15 protein-coding genes are annotated in these 18143 nt (G+C 65.6%); 13 read left to right on the forward strand and 2 right to left on the reverse strand.

Translation table 11 applies throughout. The features are described from left to right. Positions 1 to 9: 9 nt before the first annotated feature. From hcaB to DN388_RS09575, 13 genes are all read left to right on the forward strand, one after another. Positions 10 to 822: a 3-(cis-5,6-dihydroxycyclohexa-1,3-dien-1-yl)propanoate dehydrogenase gene (hcaB, locus tag DN388_RS09515; protein WP_054916105.1), complete on the forward strand. Its 813-nt coding sequence runs from the start codon at positions 10 to 12 to the stop codon at positions 820 to 822. 31 nt (positions 823 to 853) lie between these two features. Then, a complete protein-coding gene (locus DN388_RS09520; RefSeq protein WP_043861080.1) occupies positions 854 to 1825 on the forward strand; it encodes a nitronate monooxygenase family protein in 972 nt (323 codons plus the stop codon). Positions 1826 to 1854: 29 nt separating this feature from the next. Further along, positions 1855 to 2637 (forward strand): 2-keto-4-pentenoate hydratase, encoded by a 783-nt coding sequence (locus DN388_RS09525; protein ID WP_058541174.1) that lies wholly within the window; start codon positions 1855 to 1857, stop codon positions 2635 to 2637. A gap of 104 nt (positions 2638 to 2741) precedes the next feature. After that, positions 2742 to 4601: a feruloyl-CoA synthase gene (locus tag DN388_RS09530; protein WP_254999119.1), complete on the forward strand. Its 1860-nt coding sequence runs from the start codon at positions 2742 to 2744 to the stop codon at positions 4599 to 4601. Further along, the gene (locus tag DN388_RS09535) at positions 4598 to 5539 is read left to right on the forward strand and encodes an acetaldehyde dehydrogenase (acetylating) (protein WP_043859792.1); all 942 of its coding nucleotides are present in this window, start codon (positions 4598 to 4600) and stop codon (positions 5537 to 5539) included. The genes DN388_RS09530 and DN388_RS09535 overlap by 4 nt, the downstream gene beginning before the upstream one ends. A 10-nt stretch (positions 5540 to 5549) precedes the next feature. Then, the gene (gene dmpG / locus DN388_RS09540; RefSeq protein WP_043859793.1) at positions 5550 to 6584 is read left to right on the forward strand and encodes a 4-hydroxy-2-oxovalerate aldolase; all 1035 of its coding nucleotides are present in this window, start codon (positions 5550 to 5552) and stop codon (positions 6582 to 6584) included. A gap of 14 nt (positions 6585 to 6598) precedes the next feature. Then, positions 6599 to 7603, forward strand: a complete 1005-nt coding sequence (locus DN388_RS09545) for a CDP-6-deoxy-delta-3,4-glucoseen reductase (RefSeq protein ID WP_196932328.1) — start codon at positions 6599 to 6601, stop codon at positions 7601 to 7603. A gap of 319 nt (positions 7604 to 7922) precedes the next feature. Beyond that, positions 7923 to 8369: an HIT family protein gene (locus DN388_RS09550; protein WP_043859795.1), complete on the forward strand. Its 447-nt coding sequence runs from the start codon at positions 7923 to 7925 to the stop codon at positions 8367 to 8369. A gap of 188 nt (positions 8370 to 8557) precedes the next feature. Then, a complete protein-coding gene (locus DN388_RS09555; protein ID WP_231390606.1) occupies positions 8558 to 9334 on the forward strand; it encodes a hypothetical protein in 777 nt (258 codons plus the stop codon). A gap of 38 nt (positions 9335 to 9372) precedes the next feature. Beyond that, positions 9373 to 9771 (forward strand): ester cyclase, encoded by a 399-nt coding sequence (locus DN388_RS09560; protein ID WP_043859797.1) that lies wholly within the window; start codon positions 9373 to 9375, stop codon positions 9769 to 9771. 69 nt (positions 9772 to 9840) lie between these two features. Continuing rightward, entirely contained in the window at positions 9841 to 10503 is a 663-nt protein-coding gene (locus DN388_RS09565) for an iron-containing redox enzyme family protein (protein WP_043859798.1), read from the forward strand. Positions 10504 to 10642: 139 nt separating this feature from the next. Beyond that, positions 10643 to 12475: a long-chain-acyl-CoA synthetase gene (locus tag DN388_RS09570; RefSeq protein WP_254999159.1), complete on the forward strand. Its 1833-nt coding sequence runs from the start codon at positions 10643 to 10645 to the stop codon at positions 12473 to 12475. Between the two features lie 257 nt (positions 12476 to 12732). After that, entirely contained in the window at positions 12733 to 14310 is a 1578-nt protein-coding gene (locus DN388_RS09575) for a diguanylate cyclase (protein WP_254999161.1), read from the forward strand. A 62-nt stretch (positions 14311 to 14372) separates the two neighbouring features. On the opposite strand, the gene mobA is transcribed toward DN388_RS09575, so the two are convergent. After that, positions 14373 to 14951 (reverse strand): molybdenum cofactor guanylyltransferase MobA, encoded by a 579-nt coding sequence (mobA, locus tag DN388_RS09580; protein ID WP_043859686.1) that lies wholly within the window; start codon positions 14949 to 14951, stop codon positions 14373 to 14375. A gap of 60 nt (positions 14952 to 15011) precedes the next feature. Next, positions 15012 to 18140: an efflux RND transporter permease subunit gene (locus DN388_RS09585; protein ID WP_123752453.1), complete on the reverse strand. Its 3129-nt coding sequence runs from the start codon at positions 18138 to 18140 to the stop codon at positions 15012 to 15014. Positions 18141 to 18143: the final 3 nt, after the last annotated feature.

Consider the following 18143-nt stretch of genomic DNA (forward strand, 5'->3'; position numbering starts at 1 on the left):
GGCCTGCACATGGCTTGGTTGAAAGGGCAGGTGGCACTGGTCACCGGCGGTACCGGCGGCATCGGCAGCGCCATCGTGCGCCGCTACGTGGCCGAAGGCGCCAGGGTCGCGGTAATGGGCCGCGACGCGGCGCAACTGGCGGCGCTGGCTGCCGAGCTGGGCGATGCGGTGATCACCGTGCAGGGCGACGTGGCGCGCTATCAGGATAACCAGCGCGCCGTGGCCGCCACCCTGGAGGCGTTCGGCAGGCTCGACACCTTCGTCGGCAACGCCGCGGTGTTCGACTATTTCACCCGCCTGGACCGCATCGCCCCGCAGGATTTCGAGGGTGCGTTCCAGAAACTCTTCGCCACCAACGTGCAGGGCTACCTGCTCGGCGCGCAGGCGTCGATCGAGGCGCTGCGCCAAACCCGTGGCAGCATGATCTTTACCTTGTCCAACAGTGCCTTTTATGCCGGCGGTGGTGGCATTCTGTACGTCACCGCCAAGCATGCGCTGGTGGGCATGATCCGCCAGCTGGCCTACGAGCTGGCGCCGGACATCCGGGTCAACGGCGTGGCGCCGGGGGCGACCAACACGCCGATGAAAAGCCTGGATGGCCTGAACAGCCGCAGCGTACCGCTCAACCAGATCCCCGGGTTCGAGGCCGGTGCCGCGCAGGCTGTGCCCCTGCAACGGATTGCCGAGCCCGAGGACCACACCGGGCACTACGTGCTGCTGGCCTCGCGCGAGAATGCCGGGTTGACCACCGCCAACATCATCCACAGCGATGGCGGCTGGGAGATTCGCAGCGCCGGCCCCACGCGGTCGCGCAAGGCCTGAGCCTTGATAACCAGAACAAGAGAGATGCGTGATGACAACAACAAGCCTGAGTGCACCGCAACAGCAACTCCTGAACCTGTTCGCCGGGCTCGACCTGCCGGTGCTGGCCGCGCCGATGTTCCTGGTGTCGGGCCCGCGCCTGCTCGCCGCCAGCTGCCAGGCCGGCATCGTCGGCAGCCTGCCGGCGCCCAATGCGCGCACCGTCGAGCAACTGCAGCAATGGCTGGAACAGATCGTCGGCGAGCGTGACGCCGCGCAGCAGCGTGGCGAGCAGTGGGCGCCGTGGATGCTCAACATGATCGTGCACAGCACCTACGACCGCTTCGAGGCCGAGCTTGAACTGGTGCGCCGTTACCAGCCGCCGATCGTTTCCACCGCCCTGGGCAGCCCCAAGCGCGTGCTCGACACCGTGCACGCCTATGGCGGGGTGGTGATCGCCGACGTGATCAGCCCGGCCCTGGCACGCAAGGCCGTGGCCGCCGGCGTCGATGGCCTGGTGCTGGTGTGCAACGGCGCCGGCGGGCATACAGGCAACTACAACCCGTTCGCCTTCGTCGCCGAAGTGCGCGAGTTCTGGGACGGCCCGCTGGGCCTGGCCGGGGCGATCTCCAACGGGCGCGACATCCATGCCGCGCAGGTGCTGGGCTGCGACTTCTCGCTGGTGGGCACGCGCCTGATCGCCACCCACGAAAGCCTGGTCGAGGACGCCTACCGCGACATGCTGGTGGAGTGCTCGCTGGACCAGGTGACCACCACCAAGGCGGTCAGCGGTGTGCTGGCCAACTGGATGCAGCCGTCGCTGGACAAGGCCGGCATCGATCCGCGCAGCGAAACCCGCCCCAGCATCGACTTCTCCGGCGACATCGCCACCGCCAACAAGGCGTGGAAGCACGTGTGGTCGGCGGGGCAGGGCGTGGGCCAGATCACCCGCACCTGCAGCGTGGCCGAGCTGGTCGACGAACTGCACCAGGGCTATCGCCAGAGTCGCGCGCGCGCGTTGTAAGCCAACCGGACCCGTTCAGGAGCAACCCCATGACCCACCCCAACCTTCAGGCCGCCGCCGCAGCGCTGGCCCAGGCCCGCTCGACCCGCACCCCGTGCGGGCGCATTTCCGAGCGTTTCGACATCCAGTCGCTGCACGACGCCTACGCCGTGCAGGAACTCGCCACCCAGGCCGCGCTGGCCGCCGGCCGGCGCCTGAGCGGGCGCAAGGTCGGCCTCACCTCGCTGGCGGTGCAGCAGCAACTGGGCGTCGACCAGCCCGACTTCGGCATGCTGTTCGCCGACATGGAATGCCACGATGGCCAGGCCATCGACAGCACGCGGCTGATCCAGCCCAAGGCCGAGGGCGAGATCGCCTTCGTGCTGGGGCGCGACCTGCCCGACCCCGACACCACCCTGGGCGAGCTGCTGCGCGCGGTCGACCATGTGCTGCCGGCGCTGGAAATCGTCGACTCGGCCATCGAGGACTGGAAGATCACCCTGGTCGACACCGTGGCCGACAACGCCTCCTCGGGCCTCTACGTGCTGGGCAAGACCCCGGTCAGCCTGCACGGCCTGGACCTGGCCCTGGAAGGCATGCTGCTGGAGAAGAACGGTGCCCAGGCCGCCATCGGCGTGGGCGCCGCGTGCATGGGCAACCCGCTGGATGCCTGCCTGTGGCTGGCGCGCACCATGGCCCTGGCCGGGCGCCCGCTGCAGGCCGGTGACGTGCTGCTGTCCGGCGCGCTGGGGCCGATGGTGCCGGTGGTGGCGGGCGACAGCCTGCGCCTGCGCCTGACCCGCCTGGGCGAAGTGAGCTGTCGCTTCACCTGAGCAGTGCCGGCTTGAACCCGGCGGCCTGACCGACCGCCGGTACCTACAACAATAAAACCAGTGAGCAGCGGGCCGACGGCCTGCCGCGCTCACGAGGGCGTGCAATGTACGACTTCTTCAACGACCCCACCCAGCTGGCCCCCGCCCAGGTGCTGTACGAACCGCGTGCCGACGGCAGCTTCGTGCTCAGCTCGCCCGAGCCGCTGCAACCCTATGCGCGCTGCATCGGCCAGTGGCTGGAACACTGGGCCGTGCAGGCGCCGCAGCGTGCCTACCTGGCCGAACGGCGCGGCGCGGGCTGGTTCAGCCTGACCTACGAGCAGGTGCGCCAGCGCGTCGGCGCCCTGGCCCAGGGCCTGCTGGAACTGGACATCGCAGCCGGCCGGCCGCTGCTGATGCTCTCGGAGAACGACCTGGACCAGGCGCTGCTGACCCTGGCGGCGATGCACGTGGGCGTCCCGGTGTCGACCATCTCGGTGGCCTACTCGCGCAATACCGGCAGCGGCTGCGCCAAGCTCAAGGCGATTGTCGAGGTGCTCAAGCCGGGGCTGATCTTCGTCAACGACGGCGATGCCTATGGCCGCGCCATCGCCCTGGTCGACCCGGACTGCCCGGTGGTGGCGGCGCGCAACGCCCAGGAAATCCCCGGTGCGCTGGCCCTGCCGCACCTGTACAAGGCCGAGACCCCGGCGGTGATGGCCGCCTTCGCGCGCCTGGATGGCGACACCCCGGCGCGCTACCTGATGACTTCCGGCTCCACCGGTGCGCCCAAGGCCGTGGTCAACACCCACGGCATGCTCTGCGCCAACCAGCAGGCGATCGCCCAGTGCTGGCGCTTTCTGGAGCAGGGCGAACTGATCGTGCTCGACTGGCTGCCCTGGAGCCACGTGTTCGGCGCCAACCACAACTTCAACCTGGTGCTGCGCAACGGCGGCACCCTGTACATCGACGACGGCCTGCCGGTGCCGGGGCAGATCGACCGCACGCTGGAGAACATCCGCTCGGTCAGGCCCACGCTGTTCTTCAACGTGCCGCGCGGCTACGAGATGCTGCTGCCGCACCTGGAGCGCGACCCGGCGCTGGCCCAGGCCCTGTTCGGGCGCCTGCGCATGCTGTTCTATGCCGCTGCCGCCCTGCCGCAAAGCAGCTGGAGCCGGCTGGTGGCGTGTGCCGGGAAGGTGCGCGACACGCCGCTGTTCTTCGCCACCGAATGGGGCTCCACCGAAACCTCGCCGGTGGTCACCAGCGTGCATTTTGCCGCCGACAAGGCCGGCATCATCGGCCTGCCGGTACCGGGCACCGAGCTCAAGTTCGTGCCGGCCGGCGACAAGCTGGAGATGCGCGTGCGCGGCCCCTCGGTGTTCCCGCGCTACCTGGGCGACCCGGCCAGCACCCTGGCGGCGTTCGATGAAGAGGGCTTCTACCGCATCGGCGACGCCGGGCGCCTGGTCGACCCGGCGCGCCCCGAGCTGGGCGTGCAGTTCGACGGCCGCGTGACCGAGGACTTCAAGCTCAGCAGCGGCACCTGGGTGTCGGTGGGCACGCTGCGCCCACGCCTGGTCAGCGCGCTGGCGCCGTATGCCAGCGACTGCGTGATCGGCGGGCATGACCGCGACATGATCGGCGCGCTGGTCTACCCGTCCCAGGCCCTGCGCGACCTGCTCGGCGCCGAGGGCCAGCACATGAGCGGTGCACAGCTGGCGCTGCAGCCCGAGGTGCGCCTGGCGCTGTGCGCGGGCCTGCAGGCATTGGCCCGGGAATACCCGGCCTCGTCCCAGCATGCCGTGCGCCTGGTGATCCTCGATTCGCCGCCCAGCCTCAACGACGGCGAGATCACCGACAAGGGCTACATCAACCAGCGCACCGCCTTGAGCCTGCGCGCCGAGGCCGTGCAGCGCCTGTACGCCGACAGCCTCGACCCGAGCGTCATCCTCCTCGCCGAAGTCTACGGAGAAGCCGTATGAACCCTGCAAAATTCAATGTCGCCATAATCGGCTCCGGCAATATCGGCACCGACCTGATGATCAAGCTGCTGCGCCACGGCAAGCACCTGAAAATGGCCGTGATGGTCGGCATCGACCCGGCCTCCGACGGGCTGGAACGCGCCCGCCGCCTGGGCGTGGCCACCACCCACGAAGGGGTCGAGGGCCTGGCGCGCATGCCCGAGTTCGCCGATATCGACTTCGTGTTCGATGCCACCTCGGCCGGCGCCCATGTACGCAACGACGCCTACCTGCGCGCACGCAAGCCCGGCATCCGCCTGATCGACCTGACCCCGGCAGCCATCGGCCCGTACTGCGTGCCGGTGGTGAACCTGGAGCAGAACCTGGCGCAGTTGAACGTCAACATGGTCACCTGCGGCGGCCAGGCGACCATCCCGATGGTGGCCGCGGTGTCGCGGGTGGCCAAGGTGCACTACGCCGAAATCGTCGCCTCGATTGCCAGCAAGTCCGCCGGCCCCGGCACCCGCGCCAACATCGACGAGTTCACCGAAACCACTTCCAAGGCCATCGAAGCCATCGGCGGTGCAGCCAGGGGCAAGGCGATCATCGTGATGAACCCGGCCGAGCCGCCGCTGATCATGCGCGATACCGTGTTCGTGCTCTCCGAAGCCTGCGAGCAGGCCCGCGTGCAGGCCTCCATCCACGAGATGGCCCAGGCGGTGCAGGCCTACGTGCCCGGCTACCGGCTCAAGCAGCAGGTGCAGTTCGAGGTGATCGAGCCCCAGGCGCCGCTGCTGATCCCGGGCCTGGGCCGCTTCAGCGGGCTCAAGACCTCGGTGTTTCTCGAAGTCGAAGGCGCCGCCCACTACCTGCCGGCCTACGCCGGCAATCTCGACATCATGACGTCCGCCGCGATGGCGACCGCCGAGCGCATGGCCCAGGCCATGGCGCACAACTGAGGATGCCCGCATGACGTTCAATCCCGCCAAGAAGCTCTACATCAGCGACGTGACCCTGCGCGACGGCAGCCACGCGGTGCGCCACCAGTACTCGCTGCAGAACGTGCAGGACATCGCCCGTGCGCTGGACAAGGCCAGGGTCGATTCCATCGAAGTGGCCCACGGCGATGGCCTGCAGGGCTCCAGCTTCAACTACGGGTTTGCCGCCCACACCGACCTGGAGTGGATCGAGGCCGTGGCCGACGTGATCAGTCACGCCAGGATCACCACCCTGCTGCTGCCCGGCATCGGCACGGTGCACGACCTCAAGGCCGCATATGACGCCGGCGCCCGCGTGGTGCGCGTGGCCACCCACTGCACCGAGGCCGACGTGGCCCGCCAGCACATCGAATATGCGCGCGCGCTGGGCATGGACACCGTGGGCTTTCTGATGATGAGCCACATGATCCCGGCCGAGCAGCTGGCCGCCCAGGCCAAGCTGATGGAAAGCTACGGCGCCACCTGCGTGTACATGGCCGACTCCGGCGGTGCGATGAACATGCAGGACGTGCGTGATCGCTTTCGCGCGTTCAAGGCCGTGCTCAAGCCGGAGACCGAAACCGGCATGCATGCCCACCACAACCTCAGCCTCGGGGTCGCCAACTCGATCACCGCGGTGGAGGAGGGGTGCGATCGCATCGATGCGAGCCTGGCCGGCATGGGCGCGGGCGCCGGCAACGCGCCCCTGGAAGTGTTCATCGCCGCCGCCGAGCGCCTGGGCTGGAACCACGGCACCGACCTCTACACACTGATGGATGCAGCCGACGACATCGTGCGCCCGTTGCAGGACCGCCCTGTGCGGGTCGACCGCGAATCGCTGGCGCTGGGCTATGCCGGGGTCTACTCCAGCTTCCTGCGCCACGCCGAAATCGCCGCGGCGCGCTATGGCCTGAAAACCGTCGACATCCTGGTCGAGCTGGGCAAGCGGCGCATGGTCGGCGGCCAGGAGGACATGATCGTCGACGTGGCGCTGGACCTGCTGGCCGCCGCCGGACGCGCGCAGTGACGGAGGGTACGCACATGAGCTTCACCCTGCAGATCCAGCCGGTCGGCCTGAGCTGCCCGGTCAACGCCGGGCAGAGCGTGCTCGACGCTGCCCTGGCCGATGGCCTGATGCTCAAGCACAGCTGCCGCACCGGCACCTGTGGTAGTTGCAAGGGCCAGGTGCTCAGCGGCGAGGTGGACCACGCCGACAGCCCGCTGGCAGTGCTCAGCGAAGCCGAGCGGGCCCAGGGCCTGGCGCTGTTCTGCTGCGCCAGGGCACGTTCCGACCTGGTCATCGACGCGCCGGAAGTCACCGAGCTGCGCGGCATCGGCATCCAGCAGATGGGCGTGCGCGTGGCCAGCCTCGACAAGGTCAGCCACGACGTGGCGGTGCTGCGCCTGATGCTCGCGCCGGGCGCCGCATTCGCCTACCTGCCGGGGCAGTACGTGCAGGTGCTGCTCAAGGACGGCAGCCGGCGCAGCTACTCGATGGCCACCGCAGCGGCGCGCGACAACCAGCTTGAGCTGCACATCCGGCACATGCCGGGCGGGGTGTTCAGCGGGCATGTGTTCAATGCGTTGCAGCCCAGGGCGATCCTGCGCATGGAGGGGCCGTTCGGTTCGTTCTACCTGCGCGACAGCCAACGGCCGATGGTGTTGCTGGCCAGCGGCACCGGCTTTGCCCCGGTGCAGGCGCTGCTCGAGCAACTGCGCGAGCGCGGCGACAACCGCCGCCCGGTGTACCTGTACTGGGGCGGGCGGCGCCGTGAGGACCTCTACCGGCATGAACAGCTGCTGGCCTGGGAGGCGCAGTTGCCGTGGCTGCGCTACACCCCGGTGCTGTCCGAGCCGGGCCCGGCCTGCGACTGGCAGGGCGCCACCGGCTTCGTGCACCGCCAGGTGCTGCAGGACTTCCATAGCCTCAAGGACTTCGAGGTCTATGCCTGCGGTGCGCCGATCGTGGTCGACTCGGCGCGACGCGATTTCGTCGAGCAGCGGGGGCTGGAGCCCGCGCATTTTCATGCCGATGCGTTCGTGTAGCTCAGGCCGGGCGACCCCACGCACAGCGGGTGGGTGATGGCGTCACCGTCCTCGGCCCTCAGGGCCCTGGCCGGTGACGCACCCATGCAGCCCGGATACAAAAAGTTACCTTGGGAAAACCCATTCAAATCAACCCATTAGGAAATTTACGGGATTCAGATACAAAAAATTTCAAAACTCCCGTGTACAGCTGAGGAAGGCCAGGGGTAATTTCTCCTACAAGCTGCGCGGTCAACTCTGCAATGGAATGCAGCCTGTAGCATCCCGGATCTTCATGCCTCCACCGGGGTTGCACCTACAACAATAGAGGGAGCTATCCGTGAACTGCATTTTCTGTGCAATCGCCAAGAAAGAAGCACCGGCTGCCGTTGTCTACGAAGACGAGCAGTGCCTGGCCTTTCTCTCGATTCAGCCGATCACTCCTGGCCATGTCCTGGTCATTCCCAAGGCCCACGCAAGCGGCCTGGGTGATATCCCTCCTCAAACCTGTGGCCACATGATGCGTGTGGGTCAACGGATGGCGGCCGCCCTGCGTGAAAGCGGCCTGAGCCTCGAAGAACAGCCCTGTGAAGGTATCAACCTGCTGCTGTGCGATGGCGCAGTGGCCGGGCAGACCGTAGGTCACGCGCACCTGCATGTGCTGGCCCGCTTTGTCGGTGACGGTTTCAACCTGGGTCATGCGGACCTCCCGATCGCCACGCCACAGGTGCTGGGCGAGCGCGCCGAGCAGATCCGCCGAGCCTTGGCCTCGCTACCACCGAACTGACTGCACCTCGCTCTGGTTCAACGGCACGCCCGCCACTAGCGGGTGAGTGTCTGGCTGTGCGCAGCCCGTAAATCAACAACCTATGGCTATCTACGCAAGGAGGCGAAGCTATGTATTGTCCTGTGGAAACTTAAGTCGTGCGCTGGGCTGAGTTGAATACTACAGATCACAATAAGAAGGGATTTCTCATGCCGTCACTCGCCAGTAACAAGGCTGACTTGCCTTCGGCAAGTATGCAGTTGGTCAAGGATGATTCCGCCGGTTCGGCCATCTACAGTTTCTATGATTCAGTCCTCCAGGAGTTGTGCCAGTCTGACAAGGTAAAGGTCAGGCAGGTGGTAACGCCTGCGCAATTCATCGAACTTTCTCGTGCCCGTAGCCGGTTGTATGGGCAGCGCAAGATCTATTACAAGACGCTGTTTGGCAACTCGGTCGACAACACCGTGTGCCTGGATGAATACGACCCGCGTTCCTATGTGTTTGCCTTTTATCATGATGGTGAAATCATCGGCACTCAGCGTATTACGCCGTTCCCTCACGAGTCGGGTGAGTTCATCAGCCATGAACAACTGGTGCAGTTCTCCGGGCCCAACTACGAGCACGAGTGCGTCGAACTTTCGCGCCTGATCGTCGACAAGCATGCCCCGGTCAAGAACGTGGTCAACGGGCTGGCCATGACCGGTGCCTCGCTGGTGGCCCTGCAAGGCGGCTACAAGACGTTCATCACCTATGTGAAGCCACGGCTGGCGCCGAAGTTCGACAGCTTCGTGTTCGATCAGGACGGCATCTTCTTCCAGATCAAGGCCCGTGGCGATCACTACTACGCCCTGTACAAAGGCGATCTGATGCCGTCGGTGACGCCCTTCTTCGGCCTGCCCAGCTGCCCGGCAGACCTGAAGGACGTCGATGACCTGATTCGTCATACCTTGGCCGCCCGTCACGCGAGGCAGTCACTGGCGGGATAAGCATCACACAATAACGACAACATTGAGGTTGATCCAAGATGGAAGCCAGGAACAAAGAAGTGGTCATCGAGTTTTACGAGCGCATGTTTGGTCAGCGTGAACTCGCGGTTGCCGATACCTTGATTGCCGAGGACTACGTGCAGCACAACAACGTGTTCATTCCCCCGCGCCGCGAAGGCTTCAAGACCTACTTCACGCAGTTCTTCAAGACGTTCCCCGAGTCGGGTACCAGTATCGAGCGGGTCTGCGCCGAAGGCGATTATGTCTTCCTGTATGCCAAGCACTGGGCCAAGCACAGGTTCTTCACGGTGAACTACAAGGTGATCGATATCTACCGTGTTGAAAATGGTGTGCTGATGGAACACTGGGACACTATCGAAGGCCTGGGCTTCTTTTCCAAGTTCATCTACATCATCAAGTCCGTGCTGCGCCTGTAACGCCGTATTCGCCTGACCGTATAACACGTGTCATGAACGATTTATCAACACGCCAAGGAAGAGAGTGAAATGACTGAAGTGACCGCGTTTCGCAAAGAGCTCAAAGCCATCTGTGACGCCGAATGGGAAAAGATCAAGGCCGGCCGTTTCTTCCAGATGATGAAGCGTCCCGAACTGCAGCGTGAGCTGTACATCAAGTCGATTGTCCAGGTGTACCACTACACCAAGAACAACGCGATCAACCAGGCGGTGGCGTGCTGGAACCAGGACCACAAGAAGGTCGGCCTGCTGCGTTTCGCGATGAAGCATGCGCTGGAAGAGCTGGGCCACGAAAACATGGCGTACAACGACCTGATCGCCATTGGCGTGGACCCGTCGGAGTTCGAGAAACCGATGCTGCCGGCCACCGAGGCGTTCTACGGCTACCTGGACTTCGTTTCCGTATGCCGCGGCATCATTCCGCGCCTGGGCTACAGCTTCTGGGCCGAGGACTGCTATGAGCACCTCGAACCCCTGATGGACGTGTGCAAGAACCATCTCAAGCTGACCGACCAGCAACTGACCTTCTTCGTCGCCCACGCGATCATCGACGAGAAGCACTCCGAGCAGGTCAACGCCGCCATCGACCGCTGGGTCGTGACCGACGAAGAAAAAGAGGCGGTCAAGCAAGTGGCCCGCACCACGGTCTACCTGATGGGCAAGATCCTCGAGTCGGTCGCCGACGAGTTCTGATTGATCGGTACCAGGCGTCCTCGCGCACCCCGCTGCGCGAGGACTTTTTCACATGGCGTGCACAACAATAAAAACGATTGGCTGGTCATGGCGTTTGTCGAACCGCCTGGCGGCCACGGTCAATCCACCAGGAGGTGCCATGAGTAGTAATAGCGACATGATTACCTGGGGCATGATGCTGCGCAAAATTCCCTCGATCACTCGGGCCATTCCTCGGCTCGTCAGGGGCCTCAAGGTTTCCAAACTCAAGGCCGATCAGCCCTGTGGCCTGGGCTGGGCCTTCGAACAGGCGGTTGCGCGCAACCCTCAAGGGCCGGCGCTGCTCTACAAGGACACGCGCTTCAGTTACGAACAGGTCAACCAGTGGGCCAACCGTTTCGCCCACTACCTGCTGGCCCGTGGCCTGAAAAAAGGCGATGTGGTAGGCATCTTCATCGAGAACCGCCCCGAATTGCTGGTCAGCGTACTGGCCGTGAGCAAGATCGGCGGCATCTGCGCCATGCTCAACACCTCGCAGACCAACAACGTGCTGATCCACAGCCTGGGCCTGGTCAACCCGTCAGCGATCATCGTCGGCCAGGAGCTGGTGCCATCGTTCGAGGCGGTGCGCGACGAGGTGGCCATCGACAGGCAGCGCAGCTTTTTCCTGGCCGACACCGACACCACGCGCGATGCCGGCACCGCCCCCGAGGGCTACGTCAACCTGACCCTTGCCAGTCAGGGGCACGCTACGGCCAATCCGGCGACTACCCAGCAGGTCTACCTCGACGACGCCTGCTTCTACATCTACACCTCCGGTACCACCGGCCTGCCCAAGGCCGGGGTGTTCAAGCATGGGCGCTGGATGAAGGTCTACGGCAGCTTCGGCATGATCGCCCTGGACATGCGCCCCGATGACATCGTCTATTGCACCTTGCCGCTGTATCACGGCACCGGCCTGTGCGTGAGCTGGGGTTCGGCATTGGCCGGTGCCTCGGGCTTCGCCATCCGCCGCAAGTTCAGCGCCAGCCAGTTCTGGGAAGACACGCGCAAATTCAAGGCCACCACCATCTGCTACGTCGGTGAACTGTGCCGCTACCTGATCGATCAGCCTGCGGCCGGCAACGATGGCGACAACCCGGTGGTGAAGATGATCGGCAACGGCTTGCGCCCGGGCGTGTGGCTCGACTTCAAGAAACGCTTCAACATCGAGCGGGTCTGCGAGTTCTACGCCGCCAGTGACGGCAACATCGGCTTTACCAACATCCTCAATTTCGAGAACACCATCGGCTTTGCCATCAACGCCTGGTCGCTGGTGGAGTACGAACACGACACCGGCGAACCACGGCGCAACGCCGACGGATTCATGCAGAAGGTCGGCAAGGGCGGTCAGGGCCTGTTGCTGGCCAAGATCGACGACGACGCCCCGTTCGATGGCTACACCGACCCGGAGAAGAGCAAGAAGGTGGTGCTCTACGACGTGTTCGAAAAGGGCGACCGCTACTTCAACAGCGGCGACCTGATTCGCGATATCGGCTTTGGCCATGCCCAGTTCGTCGACCGCCTGGGGGACACCTTCCGCTGGAAGGGCGAGAACGTCTCCACCACCGAAGTCGAGAACATCATGGTGCAGCACCCCCACATTGCCGAAGCCGTGGCCTACGGGGTGGAAATCAAGAACACCAACGGTCGCGCCGGGATGGCCGCCATCACCCCGTCGGCGCCGCTGGAGCAGCTGGATTTCTGCGACCTGCTGCGCTTCGTCAAGAGCCAGATGCCTCACTACGCGGTGCCGATGTTCTTGCGCGTCAAGACCTGCATGGAAACCACCGGCACCTTCAAGTACCAGAAGACCAAGCTCAGAAGCGAAGCCTTCGACCCCAGCCAGACCGGCGAAGACCCGGTGTATGCCTGGCTGCCGGGCACCGAAACCTACGTGCGGGTGACCGATCAGGTGCTGCAGGACATTCATGGCGGCAAGTTCCGCTACTGAAGGGCAACCGCGCCAGCGGCGCACCGCGAGGCCTGCCTGCATGCATGCGCAAGGCTGCTCACTGGAGCGGGCGGCCTTGCGATCCAATTTCAGCTTCACCGCCCTGCAACTTCTGCCTGCCGGATTCTGCAGCAGCCCGTCGTGACCCCCACCGCTTGATTGCGCGCCTGATGCTCTGCCCCTTGCGGTACAGGGCATTCCGGAGTACAGCTGATGGCAGGATGCCTTCAGTTGTGGCATCGCAGGAGCGTTTCATGATGTCGACCCCCTTACTGCCGGTGCCGCTGCCGCACAAGCGTGACGTGCGCCTGGCCGTGCTGCTGTTGCTGGTGATCTGCGTATCGCTGGCATCGCTGACGGCCTGGAAGATATGGGCTGCACGTCAGCGCGCGCTGAACGAGGTTCAGGTACACAGCCTCAACCTGACCCAGGCACTGGACACCTATGCCGAGGGCATCATCCGCCAGAGTTCGATGATGCTGCTGGGCCTGAGCGAGCGGCTCGAAGTCGATGGCGGCGGGCCGCAGCAACTGGCGCGCCTGGCCGGGCTGGTGGAGGAGCAGAACGAACTGCTGACGCAACTGCATGGGCTGACCATCTATGGCCCGACGGGCGAATGGCTGATGTCGACCAACGGCCCGATTCCGGACGGTGCGAACAGCGCCGACCGCGAGTTCTTCATCCACCATCGCGACAACCCGTCCCGCGAGGTGTTCATCGGCCCGCCGATCCGCAGCCGCTCCACCCAGGACTGGGTGATCACCGTCAGCCGGCGTTTCGAGCAGCCCGGGGGGCAGTTCGCCGGGGTGATCGCGGTGACCCTGGGGGTGGAGAACTTTCTGCGCCTGTTCGGCAAGATCGACGTGGGCAAGGACGGTGCGATCGCGCTCACCTACACCAGTGGGCGCATCCTGGTGCGCTACCCGTTTCGCGAGCAGGACATGGGCCGCGACTTTTCCCGGTCGCCGATCTACACCCGCTACCTGGTGGAAAACTCGGTGGGCACGGCTTCGTTTGCCTCGAGCCTGGATGGGGTGGAGCGCCTGTATGCGTTTCGCAAGAACGAGCACCTGCCACTGGTGACCACCGTGGCCATCGGCAAGCGCGAGGCCCAGGACGCCTGGCGCATGGAAGCGTGGCTGACGGTGGGGCTGGTACTGGCGTTGCAGGGGGTGATCGCGGTGATTGGCCGGCTGCTGATCCGTGACATGCGCCATCGCGCCGAGATGGATGCGCAATTGCTGGTGGCGCGCGAAGAACTGCTGGCCACCAACCGGCAGCTGGCGGTGCTGGCCACCCACGACACGCTCACCGGGCTGGCCAACCGCCGGCGTTTCGACGAGGTGCTGGCCAGCGAAGTGCGGCGTGCCCAGCGCGAGGCCCAGCCGCTGGCGTTGCTGCTGATCGATATCGATCATTTCAAACGCTTCAATGACGCCTACGGGCACATTGGCGGTGATGAATGCCTCAAGGCGGTGAGCGCCTTGTTGCGCGAGTGCGTGCGCCGCCCGACGGATGTGGTGGCGCGTTATGGCGGGGAAGAGCTGGCGATGGTGCTGCCCAATACCGAGGTGGCGGGCGCGGTAGTGGTGGCCGAGACGGTGCTGGCGCGGTTGGCCGAGCTGAACATCGTGCATGCTGGCAGCCCGTTCGGGCGGGTGTCGGTGAGTATCGGCGTGGCAGGCATGGCGGGGCAGGGCGAAACGCCCCTGACGCTGGTGGCGGCGGCCGATCAGGCGCTGTATGCGGCCAAGGCGGCGGGGCGCAATCGGTGTGTGGTGTTCGAGGGGGGCGGTGCCGCCCATCGCGGGTCAAGCCCGCTCCCACAGGGGTAGCGCAAGCCTCTGTAGGAGCGGGCTTGGCCCGCGAAGAGGCCCTCACAGACGACACAAAAGCCTTATTGCCCCAACCACTGCGGCGTATTGAAGTTGCTCAGGCGCCGGTCCTCCTCTGCACACTCCACCGCCTGCAACGGATGCTCCAGCAACGCCCGCAACAGGCTGCGCTCACCGGCCTGCCATGCCGCCTGCAAGCTCGCCTGCTGGCGCACCGGGATCACGCAGAACATCGGCTGCCACTGCTGGCCCTGGCGCACCATCGCCGCGCAGTCCCCGGTGACCGCCACGCTCAGCAGCTGCTCGAGCAACCCGCGCTCGATCAGCGGTGCATCACACGCCAGCACCACCAGCCAGGCATGCCGCGCCACCGCAAGCCCGGCCAGCACCCCGGCCAGCGGCCCGGGAAACCCAGGCTCGGCATCGCCCACCAACTGGTCGGCAAACGCCCGATAGGCGTGCTGGTTGCGATTGCAGGAAAGGATCAGGTCATCGCTCAGGTCACGCACCACGGCGTGCACGTGCGCGATCAGCGGGCGGCCCTGCCAGGACAGCAGGCCCTTGTCCTGCCCGCCCATGCGCTGGCCACGGCCGCCGGCCAGCAAAAGAATGGAGCAGGGGGGAAGTACGGCGGCGGTCATTGCAAGGTTCCAGTCCATAAGCGGGCTAGCACCATCCCATGACCGCCGCGCGGCTGTCCATCAGCTTTGTTCGACCACCGCAGTGTCGGCCTGGGCGTCACGCCGGCGCCAGCCGGTCACGCGCATCACCACCACGAAGAACACCGGCACGAACACGATCGCCAGCGTGGCGCTGAGCATGCCGCCGATCACCCCGGTGCCGATGGCCTGCTGACTCGCCGAGCTGGCGCCGGTGGCAATCGCCAGCGGCACCACGCCCAGGATGAACGCCAGCGAGGTCATCACGATGGGCCGCAGGCGCAGGCGCGCGGCCTGCACGGTGGCCTCGACCAGGTCATGCCCTTCGTCCACCAGGCTCTTGGCGAACTCGATGATCAGGATCGCGTTCTTCGCCGACAGGCCGATCAGGGTGATCAGGCCGACCTTGAAGAACACATCGTTGGGCATGTCGCGCAGGGTCACCGCCAGCACCGCACCGAGCACGCCCAGCGGCACCACCAGCAGCACCGAGGTAGGGATCGACCAGCTTTCGTACAGCGCCGCCAGGCACAGGAACACCACCAGCAGCGACAGCGCCATCAGCATCGGTGCCTGCGCCCCGGACAACTGCTCCTGCAGCGACAGCCCGGTCCATTCCAGGCCAAAGCCCAGCGGCAGCGCATCGACCAGGCGCTGCACCTCGGCCATCGCCGCGCCCGAGCTGTAGCCCGGTGCCGGCTCGCCCGACACGGCAATGGCCGGGTAGCCGTTGTAGCGGGTCAGTTGCACCGGCCCCGATACCCACTGCGCCTGGGCGAAGGCCGACAACGGCACCATCTTGCCGCTGGTGTTGCGCACGTGGATCTTGAGCAGGTCCTCGACCTGGCTGCGCTGGTCGCCCTCGGCCTGCACCACCACCCGCTGCATGCGGCCCTGGTTGGGGAAGTCGTTGACGTAGGTCGAGCCGATGGCCGTGTTGAGCACCGTGCCGATGTCGTCGAACGACACGCCCAGCGCGTTGGCCTGCTTGCGGTCGATCAGCAACTGCACCTGCGGGCTTTCGGCCAGGGCGCTCTCGCGCACGTTGGCCAGCACCGGGCTTTTCGCGGCCTCGGCCAGCAACTGGTCACGCGCCGCCATCAGCCCGGCATGGCCCACGCCGGCACGGTCCTGCAGGCGGAACTCGAAACCGGTCGAGGTGCCCAGGCCATCCACCGAGGGCGGCAGCACCGCATAGGCCACCGCGTTCTTGAACTGGCTGAAGGCGATGTTGGCGCGCTCGGCGATGGCCTCGGCGCTGTCCTTGGCGGTGCGCTCGGACCAGTCCTTGAGCGTGGTGAACACCAGCGCCGCGTTCTGCCCGCTGCCCGAGAAACTGAAGCCCAGGATCACCGTGGTGTTGCCCACGCCAGGTTCGCCTGCGCTGTGCGCCTCGATCTGCTCGGCCACCTGCACGGTACGGTTGCGGCTGGCGCCGGGCGGCAGCTGCACGTCGGTGATGGTGTAGCCCTGGTCTTCGGTGGGCAGGAACGAGGAGGGCAGCTGGCTGAAGGTCCAGCCCAGCGCCACCAGCAGCAGGCCATACACCACCAGGTAGCGGCCGCTGCGCTGGATCGCGTGCATCACCCAGCGCTGGTAGCCGTTGCTCATGCCTTCGAACTTGCGGTTGAACCAGCCGAAGAAACCGCGCTTGACGTGGTGTTCGCCCTTGGCGATCGGCTTGAGCAGGGTGGCGCACAACGCCGGGGTCAGGCTCAGGGCAAGGAACGCCGAGAACAGGATCGATACCGCCATCGACGCCGAGAACTGCTGGTAGATCACCCCCACCGAGCCCTGCATGAACGCCATCGGCACGAACACCGCCACCAGCACCACGGTGATGCCGACGATGGCGCCGCTGATCTGCTGCATGGCCTTGCGCGTGGCTTGCTTGGGCGGCAGGCCTTCCTCGGCCATGATCCGCTCGACGTTCTCCACCACCACGATGGCGTCGTCCACCAGAATGCCGATGGCCAGCACCATGCCGAACAGGGTCAGCACGTTGATCGAGAAGCCCAGCGTCAGCATCACCGCGAAGGTGCCCATCAGTGCCACCGGCACCACCAGGGTCGGGATCAGCGTGTAGCGGATGTTCTGCAGGAACAGGAACATCACCAGGAACACAAGCACCATGGCCTCGATCAGGGTGTTGATCACCTGTTCGATGGACACCTTGACGAACGGCGAGGTGTCATACGGGATGTCGTACACCGCCCCGGGCGGGAAGTAGCGCGACAGCTCGTCCATCTTGGCCTTGACCAGGGTTGCGGTCTGCATGGCGTTGGCACCGGGCGCCAGCTGCACGCTGAAGGCGGTGGACGGCTTGCCGTTCAGGCGCGTGCCGTACTGGTACTCCTGGGCGCCGATCTCGACCCGCGCCACATCACCCACGGTGACCCGCGAGCCATCCGCATTGGCGCGCAGCACGATGTCGGCGAACTCCTGGGGCGTCGACAGCTGGCCCTTGATCAGCACGTTGGCAGTGATTTCCTGGGTCGGGCTGCCGGGCAGGTCGCCGATGCTGCCAGGGGCCACCTGGGCGTTCTGCGCGGCAATCGCAAGGTTCACGTCCTCGGGGGTGAGGTTGAAGCCGATCAGCTTCTGCGGGTCGAGCCAGATACGCATGGCGCGTTCCGAGCCATACAGCTGCGCCTTGCCCACGCCCGGTACCCGGCGCACCTCGTTCATCACGTTGCGCGCCAGAAAGTCGCTCAGCGCGGTTTCGTCGAGGCGGTCATCGTCGGCGGTCAGGGTCACCAGCATCAGGAACCCGGTGGAGATCTTCTCCACCTGCAGGCCCTGCTGGGTCACCGCCCGCGGCAGGCGCGACTCGACGATCTTCAGGCGGTTCTGCACATCGACCTGGGCCAGTTCCGGGTTGGTGCCCGGCTGGAAGGTCGCCGTTACCGTGGCGCTGCCCAGGCTGCTGGTGGACTGGAAGTACAGCAGGTGATCGGCGCCGTTGAGCTCCTGCTCGATCAGGCTGACCACGCTCTCGTCCATGGTCTGCGCCGAGGCACCGGGGTATACCGCGTACACCTCGATCTGTGGCGGCGCCACGTTGGGGTACTGGGCCACCGGCAACTGCGGGATGGCCAGCGCACCGCCGAGCAGGATGAACAGCGCGACCACCCAGGCGAACACCGGGCGGTCAATAAAGAACTGCGGCATGGA

The organism is Pseudomonas sp. S12(2018) (assembly GCF_024355235.1).
Lineage (GTDB): Bacteria > Pseudomonadota > Gammaproteobacteria > Pseudomonadales > Pseudomonadaceae > Aquipseudomonas > Aquipseudomonas palmensis.

Bases quoted from the DNA above. Each gene is read 5' to 3' on its own strand.
- DN388_RS09525 (WP_058541174.1), top strand. From the start codon at position 1,855: ATGACCCACCCCAACCTTCAGGCCGCCGCCGCAGCGCTGGCCCAGGCC.
- DN388_RS09535 (WP_043859792.1), top strand. From the start codon at position 4,598: ATGAACCCTGCAAAATTCAATGTCGCCATAATCGGCTCCGGCAATATC.
- DN388_RS09560 (WP_043859797.1), top strand. From the start codon at position 9,373: ATGGAAGCCAGGAACAAAGAAGTGGTCATCGAGTTTTACGAGCGCATG.
- hcaB (WP_054916105.1), top strand. From the start codon at position 10: ATGGCTTGGTTGAAAGGGCAGGTGGCACTGGTCACCGGCGGTACCGGC.
- DN388_RS09565 (WP_043859798.1), top strand. From the start codon at position 9,841: ATGACTGAAGTGACCGCGTTTCGCAAAGAGCTCAAAGCCATCTGTGAC.
- dmpG (WP_043859793.1), top strand. From the start codon at position 5,550: ATGACGTTCAATCCCGCCAAGAAGCTCTACATCAGCGACGTGACCCTG.
- DN388_RS09570 (WP_254999159.1), top strand. From the start codon at position 10,643: ATGAGTAGTAATAGCGACATGATTACCTGGGGCATGATGCTGCGCAAA.
- DN388_RS09555 (WP_231390606.1), top strand. From the start codon at position 8,558: ATGCCGTCACTCGCCAGTAACAAGGCTGACTTGCCTTCGGCAAGTATG.
- DN388_RS09575 (WP_254999161.1), top strand. From the start codon at position 12,733: ATGTCGACCCCCTTACTGCCGGTGCCGCTGCCGCACAAGCGTGACGTG.
- mobA (WP_043859686.1), bottom strand. From the start codon at position 14,951: ATGACCGCCGCCGTACTTCCCCCCTGCTCCATTCTTTTGCTGGCCGGC.
- DN388_RS09530 (WP_254999119.1), top strand. From the start codon at position 2,742: ATGTACGACTTCTTCAACGACCCCACCCAGCTGGCCCCCGCCCAGGTG.
- DN388_RS09585 (WP_123752453.1), bottom strand. From the start codon at position 18,140: ATGCCGCAGTTCTTTATTGACCGCCCGGTGTTCGCCTGGGTGGTCGCG.
- DN388_RS09520 (WP_043861080.1), top strand. From the start codon at position 854: ATGACAACAACAAGCCTGAGTGCACCGCAACAGCAACTCCTGAACCTG.
- DN388_RS09545 (WP_196932328.1), top strand. From the start codon at position 6,599: ATGAGCTTCACCCTGCAGATCCAGCCGGTCGGCCTGAGCTGCCCGGTC.